Here is a 14,456-nt window from a genome sequence, read left to right as displayed (position 1 = left end):
TTACCATGTCTCTCGTATCCATGCGTCAACTGCTGGACCATGCCGCCGAAAACGGTTATGGCCTGCCTGCGTTCAACGTCAACAATCTGGAGCAAGTGCAAGCCATCATGGCCGCCGCCGACGCCGTCGGCAGCCCCGTGATCATGCAAGCATCGGCCGGCGCCCGCAAATATGCCGGCGAAGCGTTCCTGCGCCACCTGATCGACGCGGCCGTGGAAGCCTATCCCCACATCCCCGTCGTCATGCACCAGGACCACGGCCAGTCGCCGGCCGTGTGCCAGGCCGCGATCCGCTCCGGCTTCACCTCGGTGATGATGGACGGTTCGCTGGAAGCGGACGGCAAGTCGGTCGCCTCCTACGAGTACAACGTGGAAGTGTCGCGTGAAGTGGTCAAGTTCTCGCACGCCATCGGCGTCACGGTGGAAGCGGAACTGGGCGTGCTCGGCTCGCTCGAAACCATGAAGGGCGACAAGGAAGACGGCCACGGCGCCGACGGCACCATGACGCGCGAACAGCTGCTGACCGACGTGGCCCAGGCCGCCGACTTCGTGGCCCGCACCCAGTGCGACGCGCTGGCCATCGCCATCGGCACCTCGCACGGCGCCTACAAGTTCTCGCGCCAGCCCACCGGCGACATCCTGGCCATCGACCGCATCAAGGAAATCCACGCCCGCATCCCCAACACCCACCTGGTGATGCACGGTTCCTCGTCCGTGCCGCAGGAACTGCTGGCCATCATCCGCCAGTTCGGCGGCGACATGAAGGAAACCTACGGCGTGCCGGTCGAAGAGATCCAGGAAGGCATCCGTCACGGCGTACGCAAGATCAACATCGACACCGACATCCGCCTGGCCATGACGGCCGCCGTGCGCAAGTACCTGTTCGAGAACCCGTCCAAGTTCGACCCGCGCGACTTCCTCAAGCCAGCCCGCCAGGCGGCCATGGATATCTGCAAGGCCCGCTTCCTGGCGTTCGGCTGCGAAGGCCAGGCCGCCAAGATCAAGCCGATCGCACTGGAAAAGATGGCCGAGCGCTACGCCGCCGGCAGCCTGGCCCAGGTCGTCAAGTAATTCCATCCAGGCGCTGCCGCATCCGGCGGCGGCGCCGTTTATCGTTGAGTGAGTAAAATGTCTGAAAAAACGTTAGTCGGTATCGTCATGGGTTCCACCTCGGATTGGGACATCATGAAAGAGGCGGCCCAGATCTGCAAGGATTTCGGCGTTTCCTATGAAGCGCGCGCGCTGTCGGCGCACCGTACCCCGAAAGAGCTGGAAGCATGGCTGGCCGACATGGAGTCGCGTGGCGCGCAAGCGTTCATCGCCGGCGCCGGCGCCGCCGCCCACCTGGCTGGCGTGGTGGCAGCGTCCACCATCCTGCCCGTGTATGGCGTGCCGATTCCGTCCAAATACCTGAAGGGCCTGGACTCGCTGCTGTCGACCGTGCAGATGCCCAAGGGCATCCCCGTGGCCACGCTGGCCATCGGCGAATCGGGCGCGGCCAACGCTGCGCTGGCCGTGGTATCGGTGCTGGCGCTGAACGACCTGGAACTGAAGACCAAGCTGCGCAACTTCCGCGTGACCCAGGCCGACAAGGTCCGTGGTTCGGTGCTGCCGCAGCTGTAAGTTGTAACTGGTAAGTACTCCGCGGCCGCATAGGCCGCTTTTACGACGGCCGCATAGGCCGTTCATCTCTACGTTAGGAATTATGATGGCTGGTATCCTTGAAACAAACCTGAAATCGCTGCCCTTCCTGCATCGCGGCAAAGTGCGCGACATCTATGCAGTCGGTGACGACAAGCTGCTGGTGGTGCAAACCGACCGCCTGTCCGCGTTCGACGTGATCCTCGACGATCCGATCCCGAACAAGGGCAAGATGCTCACCGAAATGTCCAACTTCTGGTTCAAGAAATTCGGCGATCTGATGCCTAACCACGAGACCGGTATCGACCCCGTCACGGTGGTGGCGCCGGAAGAGCGCGACCAGGTGGACGGACGCGCCATCGTCGTCAAGAAGTTCACCCCGCTGGGTATCGAAGCGATCGTGCGCGGTTACATCATCGGCTCCGGCTGGAAGGATTACCAGAAGACGGGCGCCATCTGCGGCATCGCCCTGCCAGCCGGCCTGCAGGAAGCGCAGAAGCTGCCCGAAGTGCTGTTTACGCCATCGACCAAGGCCCCGGCCGGCGCCCATGACGAGAACATCTCCTACGCCGAAGCGGAAAAAATCGTCGGCGCCGACATCGCGCGCCAGGTCAAGGAAGCGGCCATCAAGCTGTACACGCTGGCAGCGGAATACGCGGCCACGCGCGGCATCATCATCGCCGACACCAAGTTCGAGTTCGGCCTCGATGCCAACGGCACCGTGCACCTGATCGACGAAATCCTGACGCCCGATTCGTCGCGTTTCTGGCCCATGGCCACTTACCAGGTGGGCAAGTCGCCCGAATCGTTCGACAAGCAGTTCGTGCGCGACTGGCTGGAAAGCCAGCCCTGGAACAAGAAGGCGCCCGCCCCGCGCGTGCCGCAGGACGTGCTGGACCAGACCTCGGCCAAGTACGCCGAAGCGCTGCGCCTGCTGACCCAGTAATGATGTAAGTGCCGCCCCCGCCGCCTTGAGCCGCGGGGGCGCGCCGTCCGGGCCGCCGGCCCGGCACAACGAGTGAAATAAAATGAATCATTCCGACGGGGCCGCCGCGCCCCAGGCGGAAATCGACCAGGCCGCCAGGATACTTGAATCGGGCGGCCTGGTCGCTTTCCCCACCGAAACCGTGTACGGCCTGGGCGCCGACGCGGAAAATCCGGCCGCCGTGGCCCGCATCTACCAGGCCAAGGGCCGGCCCAACGACCATCCCGTGATCGTGCACGTGGCGCCCGGCGCCGACCTCGATTACTGGGTGACCGACATCCCGCAACAGGCGCGCCAGCTGGTGGCCGCTTTCTGGCCCGGCCCGTTGACGCTGATCCTCAAGCGCGCCAGCCACATCCCCGACGCCGTCTCCGGCGGCCAGGATACGGTGGGCCTGCGCTGCCCGTCGCATCCGGTGGCCATCGCCCTGTTGCGCGCCTTCAAGGGCGGCAAGGGCGGGCTGGCCGCGCCGTCGGCCAACAAGTTCGGCCAGGTCAGCCCCACCACGGCCCAGCACGTACGCGACGAGTTCGGCGCCGAACCGCTGCTGGGCGCCGTGCTCGACGGTGGCGCCAGCGCGGTCGGCATCGAATCGACCATCGTCGACCTGTCGCGCCTGGCCACGCACGGCCCCGTGCTGCTGCGGCCCGGCCACATCAGCGCCCAGCAGATCGCCGACGTCATCGGCCAGCAGCCGGGCTTGCCCGACCACAGCGCGCCGCGCGCCTCCGGCACGCTCGAGTCGCACTACGCGCCCCACACCCCGGTGGCCATGCTGGCGCCGGACGCGTTGCCGGCCACGCTGGCCCGGCTCGAAGGGCTGGGCCGCAAGGTGGCCCTGATCGCCTGCTCGGTCGCGGCCGGCAACGGGCCCTGCGTGCGCCTGCCGGCCGAACCGGTGGGCTATGCCTATGGCCTGTACGCGGCCCTGCGCCAGCTGGACCTGAGCGGCGCCGATTTGATCCTGGTCGAAGCGCCGCCACAAGAGTTGCGCTGGCTGGGGGTAAATGATCGATTGCGGCGCGCAGCATTCGGATCTTCTGGTATTGTTGAGAGGTTCCTGCGCGCTTGATACCAAGCCCGTCGACCTTGTTTTTTTGATACGAACGGCCCACGGCGCGCCTGACATCACAGGAGGCCGCCATGTGCACGTTCCCCATCGTCCCGCTCACCACCGTGTTGCGTGCCGCCGTGGCGGCGCTGGCCCTGGCGGCCGGCCTGGCCGCGGCCGCCGACAGCGCGCCCGGCACGGCGGCGGCGCCTCCCGCGCCGCCAGCGGGCACCTTGCTCGACGGTCCCACCCTGGTGCCCATCCCCGTGGGCGGCGGCGCCAGCGTGGACAGCCTGGAGCCGGCCACCCTGAGCATCGTCCTCAAGCGGGCCCAGGGCGGAGTGCTGATGGCCATCGCCGGCGAACCGCTGTGCAGCATCACCGTCTACAAGATGCGCTATGAAACGGGCGGCGGCCGCGGCGAGGCCACCGACACGGGCGGCGTGCTCATGCTGCCCGGCGGCGACGACCAGCGCTGCATGGGGCCCCGTCCCGTGCTGCTGTATGCCCACGGCACCGTGCTCGACCGCAATTTCAGCATGGCCCGCCTGAACGGCGAAGCGCGCCTGGTGGCCGCCATGTTCGTGGCCCAGGGCTACATCGTGGTGGCGCCCGACTATGCCGGCTATGGCACCTCGTCCCTGCCTTACCATCCCTACCTGAACGCGGAGCAGCAGGCCGGCGACATGGCCGACGCCCTGCGCGCGGCGCGCGCCGCCTTGCCGCGGCTGGGCATGCAGCCCTCGTCCAAGCTGTTCGTGACCGGCTATTCGCAGGGCGGCTTCGTGGCCCTGGCCACCCAGCGCGCCATGCAGGACCGCTACGGCAGCGAATTCCAGGTCACGGCCACGGCCGGCCTGTCGGGCCCCTACGCGCTGCTGCAGATGGCCGACGACATCTTCAGCGGCCGTCCCAACGTGGGCATCACGGCCTACCTGCCGCTGCTGACGACGGCCGGGCAGAAGTCCGGCGCCACGCTCTACACTTCGCCGGCCGAGCTGTACGAGGAACCGTACGCGGACGGCATCGAGACGGTGCTGCCGGCCACCCAGCGCATGGACGACCTGATCAAGGCTGGCAAGCTGCCGGCCGGCGCCCTGTTCGCCGGCGACGCCCAGCCGCAGGGGGAGGGCGCGTCCACCCATTTCGCCGACAGCAACCTGGTGCGCACCAGCTACCGCAAGGCTTACCTGCAGGACGTGGCGGCCCACCCCTGCGGCACCGACCCGGCCCAGCCGCTGGCCTGCCGCAGCGCCAACCGGCTGCGCCAATGGCTGCAGAAGAACGACTTGCGCAGCTACCAGCCCCGTACGCCGCTGCTGCTGTGCGGCGGCCAGCGCGACCCGGTGGTGCCGTTCGCCAACGCCAGCGCCGCCCATGATTACTTCGCCGCCCACGGCGTGGCGCCCCAGCTGTTGGACCTGGAGGCGGCCGCGCCCGACGCCTACCAGGACATCCGCGGCGGTTTCACCCAGGCCGTCCAACGGGCCCGGGCCGACGCGGCCGCCCACGACCGCGATCCCGACAAGGCGGTGCTGGACAATTACCACGGCCGGCTGGTGGCCCAGTACTGCCTGATGGCGGCGCGGGAATTTTTCAGGATGTCAGGGCGTTAATTTTGCCTTTCTGCTATGCTACTGGGGTTGCCGGCCGACATATAATGGACGCCCGGCCGTCCCGACCCTCGCTAGGAGTGCCATGCGCCACCCGACTTCGCCCGCTGTCCGTCCTGCCCGCCGTGTCCGCACCGGCCTTACCCATGCCGCCCTGCCGGCGCTGTTGTTGGCCCTGCTGACGGCCTGCGGCGGCGGGGGCGGCGGCAGCGGCCAGACTGCCGGCGGCGGCGTGGTAACGCCGCCCGTCAGCTTGCGCGGCACCCTGATCGGCAGCGCGGCCGTGGTGCCCGTCACCGTCAACGGCGCCAGCGTCACCACGCTGCAGCCGGCGGCGCTGAGCCAGCTGCTGGAAGCGGCCCAGAAGAACAGCACCACCATCACCGGCAATCCGACCTGCGCCATCACCACCTTCACGCTGAAATACCACACGGTGGGCAGCGCCGGCGAAGACACGGACGCGGCCACCGCCATCATGGTGCCGTCCGGCACCGACAGCGCTTGCCAGGGCAACCGTCCCGTGCTGCTGTACGCCCACGGCACCTCCGTCCTCAAGCGCACCGACATGAGCGACCTGTCGGCCATGGAGCCGCGCCTGGTGGCGGCCATGTACGCGGCCCAGGGCTACATCGTGGTGGCGCCCGATTACGCGGGCTACGCCGGCTCCACGCTGCCCTATCATGCCTACCTGGACGCCGGCCAGCAAGCGAGCGACATGGTCGATGGCCTGCGGGCCGCGCGCAAGGTATTCGCCATCATCGGCGCCCATCCGGCCGACCAGCTGGTGCTGACCGGCTACTCGCAAGGCGGCTACGTGGCCCTGGCCACCCAGCGTGCCATGCAGACGGGGTACGCCGGCGAATTCGCGGTGACGGCCGCCGCCCCCATGTCGGGGCCGTACGCGCTGGCCCAGTTCGGCGACGCCATCTTCGGCGGCAAGCCCACGCAAGGGTCCAGCGGTTTCCTGCCCATGCTGATCAATGCCGGCCAGCACGCCAACGCCGGCCTGTACACGAGCACCAGCGACATCTATGAAGCGCCTTACGCGGCCGGCATCGCCGACCTGCTGCCCGGCACCGCCAGCCTGGGCGAGCTGGTGGCGGCGGGCCGCCTGCCCAACGACGTGCTGTTCGCCAAGGATTCCCTGCCGCAGGCGGACGGCTATGCCAGCTTCTTCGGGGCCGGCAACCTGATCAAGACCAGCTACCGTGACGGCTACCTGGCCGACGTGGCCAGCCACCCGTGCGGCGCCAGCAGCGCCGACCCGCTCAACTGCGCGCCCGCGCACACGCTGCGCAAGTGGCTGGTGAAAAACGACTTGCGCAGCTACACGCCGGCCGTGCCCATGCTGCTGTGCGGCGGGGCCCAGGATCCGCTGGTGCCGTTCCAGAACGCCAGCGCCACGGCCGACTACTTCGCGGCCCATGGCGTGCCGCCGTCCAGCCTGACGCTGCTCGATCTCGAAAGCGGCAACCTGGTCGACGCCTACGGCACCACCCGGCTGGCATTCCAGGCCGCCAAGTCGCTGCTGGGCCGGCTGTCGGGCGACCAGGCCGTCCGCGACAGCTACCACGCCGGCCTGGTGGCCCCGTTCTGCATGCGCGCCACGCGCGACTTCTTCCAGGCCAGGCTGAACCGCTAGTGCGTTGCGCCGACGGCGTCCGGCCTGCCCGGGCGGCCGGGCGCACCCGCCCCGGACGGACTGAACCCCGCTAGTTGCGGCGCAACTGGCGGGGTTCCTGCTCTGGCGGGCTGCGGTGCGTGCCGGCGTAAGCTGGGGGGAATTCGGTTCGGGCGGTCCGTCTCAGGCCAGGCTGCGGAACTGGCCGCCGTGGAAGATGAGCGGGGCGCGCGGCGTCAGTTCGCAATGCTCCACTTCGCCCACGAAAATCACATGATCGCCTTCCGGATAACGGCTGCGGTTGTGGCACTCAAACCACGCGCAGGCGCCCGTGAGGATGGGCTGTCCCGTGCGCGACAGTTCGTACGGCACCGCGTCCCACGGATAGTCGCCGCGGGTGGAAAACAGCTTGGCCAGGTGGGCCTGGTCGGCCGCCAGCACGTTGATCACGTAGTGGGAATTGCCGCTGAAGATGGGCATGCTGTTGGCGGCCGTGCCCAGGCTCCACAGCACCAGCGGCGGCGCCAGCGAGACGGAATTGAAGGAACTGGCCGTCAGGCCACGGAACGAGCCGTCGGCCAGCCGGGTGGTGATGACGGTGACGCCGGTGGCGAACTGGCCCAGCGCCTGGCGGAAGTGACCGGTGTCGAACGTGGGCGCCGGGGCGCGCGGGGAGCGAGTATTCATAGAAAGCCTGTGTCTTTCCGTCATTATGCCAAAGAATCACAGGGGCCAGCGGAATCGCGCCATTTCCTGTAATAGGTGCGCGGCCCCGCCGTTTGCGTTACAGTGAGTCTCATCGAACAGCCGACGAGCAGGGGATGTCATGACGAGCAATACGGGGGCGGCCGCCGCGACGGAAACGGCGGTGCTGGGAGGGGGATGTTTCTGGTGCCTGGAAGCGGTGTACCTGGAGGTGCGCGGCGTGCTGCGCGTGGAGTCCGGCTACACGGGCGGCGCCCAGCCCGATCCCACTTACGAGCAGGTGTGCAGCGGCACCACGGGCCACGCGGAAGTGGTGAAGGTGGAATTCGACCCGGCCGTGATCGCCTACCGCGACCTGCTGGAGATCTTCTTTACCATCCACGACCCCACCACGCTGAACCGCCAGGGCAATGACGTGGGCACCCAGTACCGCTCCGTGATCTACTTCCAGTCGCCGCAGCAGGAAGCGACGGCGCGCCAGGTGATCGCGGCCATGGCCCACGTGTGGGATGCGCCCATCGTGACGGAACTGTCGCCGGCCCAGCCCTACTACAAGGCCGAGGACTACCACCAGGACTACTTCCGCCAGCATCCGCTGCAAGGCTATTGCGCCTTCGTGGTGGCGCCCAAGGTGGCCAAGTTCCGCAAGATCTATGGCGAGCGGCTCAAGTAACCCCCTCACAGCGGAGCCGGCATGAAGGTAGTCATCGTCGACGATACCCACATCAATCTGGTGCTCATGTCGCGCCTGATCGACAAGCTGGACGGAGTGGCCACCGTCACCTTCCAGTCGGCCCGCGAGGCGCTGGCCTGGTGCAACAGCAATCCCTACGACCTGCTCATCGTCGACTACATGATGCCCGACCTGAACGGGCTGGAACTGATCGCCGGCCTGGCCGCGCCGCCCGGCGAGCGCCCGCCCGTGCTGATGGTCACGGCCAGCATGGACGTGGAAGTGCGGCACCGGGCGCTGGAGAACGGCGCCAGCGATTTCCTCATCAAGCCCATCGACAAGGTCGAGTTCCTGGCCCGCACCCGCAACATGCTGGCCCTGCGGCGCGCCACCGTGAGCCTGCAGCACCGGGCCAGCTGGCTGGCCGAGGAAGTGAGCAAGGCCACGGCCGAACTGCGCGCGCGCGAGCAGGAAACCATCTTGCTGCTGTGCCGCGCCTCCGAATACCGCGACCCGGAGACGGGCGCCCACATCCAGCGCATGGCCCGCTACTCGTGCCTGATCGCAGCCGAGCTGGGCCTGCCGCTGGAGCAGCAGCAAGACATCCTCAACGCGGCCCCCATGCACGACATCGGCAAGGTGGGCACGCCCGACCACATCCTGCTCAAGCCGGGCCGGCTCGACCCGGACGAAATGACCATCATGCGCCAGCATGCCGTGATCGGCTACCAGATCCTTAAGGATTGCCAGGCGCCCATGCTGCAGCTGGCGGCCCAGATCGCCCTCAGCCACCACGAGCGCTACGACGGCGCCGGCTATCCCAACGGCCTGGCCGGCGAGGCGATTCCGCTGGTGGGCCGCATCGTGGCCGTGGCCGACGTGTTCGACGCCCTCACCAGCGTGCGCCCCTACAAGCAGGCCTGGACCATGGCGGCGGCGCGCCAGCACCTGGAGGATAACTGCGCCACCCACTTCGACCCCCAGTGCGTGCAAGCGCTGCTGCGGCGCTGGCGCGAGGTGGAGGAAATCCGCGCCCGCTACCGGGACGAAAGGAAGCCGGCCTGAGCCGGCGGCATCCATGCAGTACGAACGCCTGGTCCAGCTGGTACGGCGCGCCCTGAACGCGGCCGACGACGGGGAAATGCAGCAGCGCCTGGCCGACCTGCGGGCCATCGGCGAGACCACGCTGGCTAACGGCCTGCTGACCTTGATCGCCCAGGCCGAACGGGCCGACCCCGGCATCGAACCGCGCCTGCGCGAGCTGGAAGCGGAGGCCGAACGGCTGCGCCAGGCCAACGCTTTGCTGCGCAAGGAAAACCGCCAGCAGCGCGGCAACGTGGGCACCTGGCGCGACAAGCGGGCCGCGCGCCGCGCGCTCGACCTGGACGCCCAGCGCGAGGCCGAGCAGGCCGGCGGCCAGCAGGCGCTGACGGAGCAGATCCTCGACCAGCTGCCCATCCCCATCTTCCTCAAGGACCGGGAAGGGCGCTTCCTGCGCTTTAACCGCCGCTTCGAGGAGCTGACCCAGCGCTCGCGGGTGGAAATCCTGGGCCGCACGGTGGACGACTTCGCCTCGCCCCGCTGGGCCGAGCTGACCCGGGCGGAGGATGAACTGGCGTGGAACAGCGGGCGCATGGTCACCAGCGAGCGCCGCCTGGCCGGCTTCGACCCGCCGGTGGACGTACTGGTCAGCCGCAACGTGCTCCGCAGCGGCGACCAGGCCTACATGCTGGGCTACTTCATCGACATCAGCGAGCAGCGCGCCGCGCGCCAGGCCATGCAGCGGGCCGTGGAATCGGCCGAGGCGGCCAGCCGGGCCAAGAGCGAATTCCTGGCCAACATGAGCCACGAAATCCGCACTCCCATGAACGGTATCCTGGGCATGACGGAACTGGTGCTGGAGTCGGACCTCACACCCGCGCAGCGGGCCGACCTGGCGCTGGTGCAAGCGTCGGCCCACGCCCTGCTGCACATCGTGGACGACATCCTGGACTTTTCCAAGATCGAGGCGGGCAAGCTCGATATCGAGGAAGTGCCGTTCGACCTGCGCCAGCTGGTGGCCGACACGGTGCGCGCCATGGGCTTGCGGGCGCGCCAGAAAGGGCTGGCGCTGGACTGCGCGCTGCCGCCCGAACTGCCGCGCATCGTCAAGGGCGACCCGGGCCGGCTGCGCCAGGTGCTCATCAACCTGGTGGGCAATGCCATCAAGTTCACGGCCGACGGCAGCGTGACGGTGGCCCTGTCCGTCGCGCGCGAGCATGACGACCGCAGCGAGATCCGCTTCGCCGTGCGCGACACGGGCATCGGCGTGGCGCCGGAAAAGCAGGCCATGATCTTCGAAGCGTTCGCCCAGGTGGACGGCTCGACCACGCGCCAGTACGGCGGAACGGGCCTGGGCCTGGCCATCTGCCGCCGTCTCGTGATTTTGATGCAGGGCCAGCTGGAGGTGGACAGCGTGCCGGGGCAGGGCAGCACCTTCAGCTTCACCGTGCCGCTCAGGCACACGGGCGTGGCGCTGGTGGCGCCGTTGCCGCCGCCGCGGGTGCAGGTGCCGCGGCCCGACCCGTTAGGGGCCGATCCCGAGCCGCCGCCCGTGGCCGGGCCGGACGGCGACGGCCTGCGCGTGCTGCTGGCCGAGGACAATCCCGTCAACCAGCGGCTGGCCCTGCGGCTGCTGGAAAAGCTGGGCCACCGCGTGACGCTGGCCGACAATGGCCTGACCGTGCTCGAACGCACGGCGCGCGAAACCTACGACCTGATCTTGATGGATGTGCAGATGCCGGGCCTGGACGGGCTGGCCGCCACGCGCCAGATCCGCCACCGCGAGCTGAACCAGGGGGGCCACGTGCCCATCATCGCCATGACGGCGCGCGCCATGGCGGGCGACCGCGAACGCTGCCTGGAGGCGGGCATGGACGATTACCTGGCCAAGCCGGTCGATAGCGCGGCCCTGGCCGGGATGCTGGCCCGCTACCGGCCGCAGCCGGCGCAACTGGTGCTGGACTGGCGCGCCGCCCTGCAGCGGCTCGACGGCGACGCCGACTTGCTGCAGGAACTGGCCGTGCTGTTCCTGGCCGACGGCCCCCTGCTGTGGCAGGAGCTGACGGCGGCGCTGGCGGCCGGCGACGCCGAGCGCAGTGCACGGGCCGTGCACAGCCTGAAAGGTGTGCTGGTCAATTTCGGCGCGGCGCGGGCGCTGGCGGCGGCCGAGCAGCTGTCGGCCAGCCTGCGGGCGGGCGGTGGCGCCAGCGGTGGTGACGCAGGAACAGGCGCCGGCGCAGGCGTCGGCATAGGCGTCGGCACAGGCACAAACCTGGCCCCGGCCCTGGCCGCGGCGGCCCGGTTGGAACCCATCCTGGACCAGGTCTACGACGCGCTCAGGACAGTGGTGGCCGGCGCCGCGCCCAATGCGGGCTGAACGGCAGCGGGCGCCCCATACATGTAGCGGCGCGACCACGGCAGGGCCGCCGCGGAGCGGCCCGCCTTGCCGCACACGATCTGGTACAGGCTGATCAAATCCTGTTCGAAGGCATAGCTGCAACCGGCCAGGTACACGTGCCAGATGCGGAAACGCTTGTCGCCGCCCAAGGCCCGCACCCGTTCGGCGCGGGCCTCGAAATTTTCCGTCCACAGGGCGCAGGTGCGGGCGTAATGGCGGCGCAGGTTCTCCACGTCGTAGGCCTCCAGCTGGCCCTGCTGCATGGCCTTGAGCACCTGGCCCAGGTGCGCCAGTTCGCCGTGCGGGAACACGTATTTCTGGATGAATTCGCCGCCGCCGTAGGGCGTCTCGCCGTTGTCGGGATCGGTGCTGGTGATGCCGTGGTTCATGGCCAGGCCGTCGTCGGCCAGCAGGGTGCGGATGGTGGCGAAATAGGCCGGCAAGTGGCGCACGCCCACATGCTCGAACATGCCCACGCTGGTGATGCGGTCGAATTGGCCCACCACGTCGCGGTAGTCCTGCAGCCGGATGTCGACCAGGTGTTCCAGCCCCGCCGCCCGCACCCGCTCGCGCGCCAGCGCGTACTGGTTTTCTGACAGCGTGATGCCGACGCAGCGGGCGCCGTAGCGCTGCGCCGCCCGGATCACGAGGGCGCCCCAGCCGCAGCCGATGTCGAGCAGGCGCTGGCCCGGCTGCAGCGCGATCTTGGCCAGGATGTGGTCGATCTTGTTGAGCTGGGCTGTGGCCAGGTCTTCCTCGCCCGTTTCGAAATAGGCGCAGGAATAGACCATGTTGGGGTCCAGGAACTGCTGGTAGAACTCGTTGGACACGTCGTAGTGGTAGCGGATGGCCTCGGCATCCTTGTCGCGGTCGTGGCGCATGCTGCGCACGATGCGGGCGAACTTGCCCTCGGCCTTGAGGGTGGTGCGGGCCAGGGCGTTGACGACGGCGATCATGTCGCGCGCCTTGCCCTTGACCTCGATCGCCCCTTCCACATAGGCCGTGCCCAGGTTGGACAGCGACGGCGTGAGCAGGTAGCGTGCGGCCGAGGCGCGTGGCAGGCGTATCGTCACCCGCGGCGCATCGGGGGAAAAGTCGATGCGCTGCCCGTTCCACAGTTCGATGCGCAAGGGCAGGGCGATTTGCTGGCGGATCGCGGCGATCCAGCTGCTGAGTCGGTTTTGCAGGAACACGATAGCCTCCGGGTGAGGGACGGCGCCGCCGCCCCAGGTTCAGAAACAAGGTCAGTCCGACTGGCCGGCCCGCAGTGCGCAGTCCCCCGCCGGGGGCGGGATCAGGGCTGCAGGCGCTGCTTCAGCCAGGTGCCGTCGGGCTGGCGCACGTAGACGATGCGGTCGTGGAAGCGCGAGCGGCGGCCTTGCCAGAACTCGATGCGCTCCGGCACCAGGCGGTAGCCGCCCCAGTAGTCGGGACGCTTGGGCTGCTCGCCTTGGGCCTGGGCCACGGCTTCATAGTTTTCCTCCATCTGCGCCCGGCTGCCGATGGGCGCGCTCTGCTGCGAGGCCAGCGCGGCCAGCTGGCTCTTTACGGGCCGGCTGTAGAAATATTTGTCGCTTTCCTCGGGCGACGTCTTCTCCACCCGGCCTTCGATGCGTACCTGGCGTTCCACCTCGCTCCAGAAGAACAGCAGCGCCGCGTTCGGATTGGCGGCCAGCTGCTGGCCTTTCTGGCTGTCGTAGTTGGTGTACCACGTAAAGCCGCGCTCATCGTACTGCTTGATGAGCACGATGCGCGACGTCGGCTTGCCGTCCGCATCGACCGTCGACACGCTCATCGCGTTCGGTTCGTTGACCTGGGCGTTGAGCGCTTCGTCGAACCACTTGGAAAACTGCGCAATCGGGTTGTCCAGCACGTCCTCTTCGCTCAGGCTGGCCAGGCCGTAATCGAGCCGCAAGTCGGCCAGCGTCTGCGCGCTGGTGGGCACGATGCCGCGCCGGCGCTGCATCGCCTGGCCCAGCAATTCCATCTGTTCGTCGGTGAACAGGCGTTTGGCCATGGGCGCGATCTGGTTTTCTTCCGTCAGCATGTGGGCCGCGTAGGCTTCGCTGAAACGGGTCACGTCCTGCACGGACAGGGCCGTATCCAGACCGTTGGCAATCTTGTCAAGTTGTGCTTTTAGTATAGCCCATTCCCCATCCATGCGCTCGTGATCGGCCAGGATGCCGGGCACCACGGCCGCCAGCAGGGCGGCGTCGGCGCCGCGCGCGGTGGCCTGCAGCATGGGCATCAAGTCCTGCTCTTCGTCGGCGTGGTGCATGTGGGCGGCGTGGTCGAAATACTTCAGCACGGCCTGGGCCGCCTTCTGGGCCGCCGTGTCGGCGCCATGCTGGGGCAGGTGGCCCAGCAGGTTCTGCAGGGTTTGCAGTTGCTTGCGGATGCGATCGTGGCAGTGTTTGAGGACAGCGATCGGCTGGTTGAAATCGGGCGCGGTATCGATCAGGGAATTGCTCATGGATGGTCTCGGAAAAAGCGCGTGGAGGGAGGTCGGCAGGAGTTGACTGGCTGCCAACTAAAGCATTCTAAAATATTTTTGCCAGCGCGTCCGTTAAAATGGCGGGATGAACAGTACCGATATCAATAGCATGCCAATTATTGGCGACGAGGTCGATTTCGAGCGCCGCTTCGGCGGTATCGCCCGCCTGTACGGGGACGCCGCGCTGGCCCGCTTCCGCAGCGCCCACATCTGCGTGATCGGGGTGGGCGGGGTG

12 protein-coding genes are annotated in these 14,456 nt (G+C 68.1%); 9 read left to right on the top strand and 3 right to left on the bottom strand.

The features are described from left to right. Positions 1–5: 5 nt before the first annotated feature. The 6 genes from fba to AC3WOS_RS26305 all read left to right on the top strand — a co-directional run bounded on the left by fba (position 6) and on the right by AC3WOS_RS26305 (position 6,931). Positions 6–1,070: a class II fructose-bisphosphate aldolase gene (gene fba / locus AC3WOS_RS26330; protein WP_492719991.1), complete on the top strand. Its 1,065-nt coding sequence runs from the start codon at positions 6–8 to the stop codon at positions 1,068–1,070. Positions 1,071–1,127: 57 nt separating this feature from the next. Beyond that, positions 1,128–1,622, top strand: coding sequence for a 5-(carboxyamino)imidazole ribonucleotide mutase (purE, locus tag AC3WOS_RS26325; protein WP_492719989.1), 495 nt, complete (start codon positions 1,128–1,130; stop codon positions 1,620–1,622). 82 nt (positions 1,623–1,704) lie between these two features. Beyond that, entirely contained in the window at positions 1,705–2,586 is an 882-nt protein-coding gene (locus tag AC3WOS_RS26320; RefSeq protein ID WP_492719987.1) for a phosphoribosylaminoimidazolesuccinocarboxamide synthase, read from the top strand. Between the two features lie 82 nt (positions 2,587–2,668). Further along, positions 2,669–3,697 (top strand): L-threonylcarbamoyladenylate synthase, encoded by a 1,029-nt coding sequence (locus AC3WOS_RS26315; RefSeq protein ID WP_492719985.1) that lies wholly within the window; start codon positions 2,669–2,671, stop codon positions 3,695–3,697. 71 nt (positions 3,698–3,768) lie between these two features. Continuing rightward, positions 3,769–5,292, top strand: a complete 1,524-nt coding sequence (locus tag AC3WOS_RS26310) for an alpha/beta hydrolase family protein (protein WP_492719984.1) — start codon at positions 3,769–3,771, stop codon at positions 5,290–5,292. Positions 5,293–5,374: 82 nt separating this feature from the next. Beyond that, positions 5,375–6,931 carry a lipase family protein gene (locus AC3WOS_RS26305; protein WP_492719982.1) on the top strand — a complete coding sequence of 519 codons (1,557 nt, stop codon included), beginning with the start codon at positions 5,375–5,377 and terminating at the stop codon, positions 6,929–6,931. Positions 6,932–7,093: 162 nt separating this feature from the next. On the opposite strand, the gene AC3WOS_RS26300 is transcribed toward AC3WOS_RS26305, so the two are convergent. Further along, positions 7,094–7,597 (bottom strand): flavin reductase family protein, encoded by a 504-nt coding sequence (locus tag AC3WOS_RS26300; RefSeq protein ID WP_492719980.1) that lies wholly within the window; start codon positions 7,595–7,597, stop codon positions 7,094–7,096. A 139-nt stretch (positions 7,598–7,736) separates the two neighbouring features. Between AC3WOS_RS26300 and msrA the strand changes: the two genes are divergently transcribed. From msrA to AC3WOS_RS26285, 3 genes are read left to right on the top strand one after another with little or no spacing between them, the layout of a single operon-like run. Beyond that, on the top strand, positions 7,737–8,288 hold the full coding sequence (gene msrA / locus AC3WOS_RS26295; RefSeq protein ID WP_492719978.1) for a peptide-methionine (S)-S-oxide reductase MsrA: 552 nt from the start codon (positions 7,737–7,739) through the stop codon (positions 8,286–8,288). Between the two features lie 21 nt (positions 8,289–8,309). Further along, a complete protein-coding gene (locus tag AC3WOS_RS26290; protein WP_492719976.1) occupies positions 8,310–9,353 on the top strand; it encodes an HD domain-containing phosphohydrolase in 1,044 nt (347 codons plus the stop codon). Positions 9,354–9,366: 13 nt separating this feature from the next. Next, entirely contained in the window at positions 9,367–11,706 is a 2,340-nt protein-coding gene (locus AC3WOS_RS26285; RefSeq protein WP_492719974.1) for an ATP-binding protein, read from the top strand. Here AC3WOS_RS26285 and AC3WOS_RS26280 read toward each other — a convergent pair. Then, a complete protein-coding gene (locus tag AC3WOS_RS26280; RefSeq protein ID WP_492719972.1) occupies positions 11,655–12,920 on the bottom strand; it encodes a class I SAM-dependent methyltransferase in 1,266 nt (421 codons plus the stop codon). The two genes, AC3WOS_RS26285 and AC3WOS_RS26280, sit on opposite strands and share 52 nt — an antisense overlap. Before the next feature lie 101 nt (positions 12,921–13,021). After that, positions 13,022–14,200: a pyridoxamine 5'-phosphate oxidase gene (gene pdxH, locus AC3WOS_RS26275; protein WP_492719970.1), complete on the bottom strand. Its 1,179-nt coding sequence runs from the start codon at positions 14,198–14,200 to the stop codon at positions 13,022–13,024. Positions 14,201–14,456 lie beyond the last annotated feature (256 nt).

The sequence above is a fragment of the Rugamonas sp. FW305-51 genome (assembly GCF_058786935.1).
The sequence above is the reverse complement of the archived record's forward strand: the minus strand, read 5'-3'. Positions and strand labels throughout refer to the sequence as shown.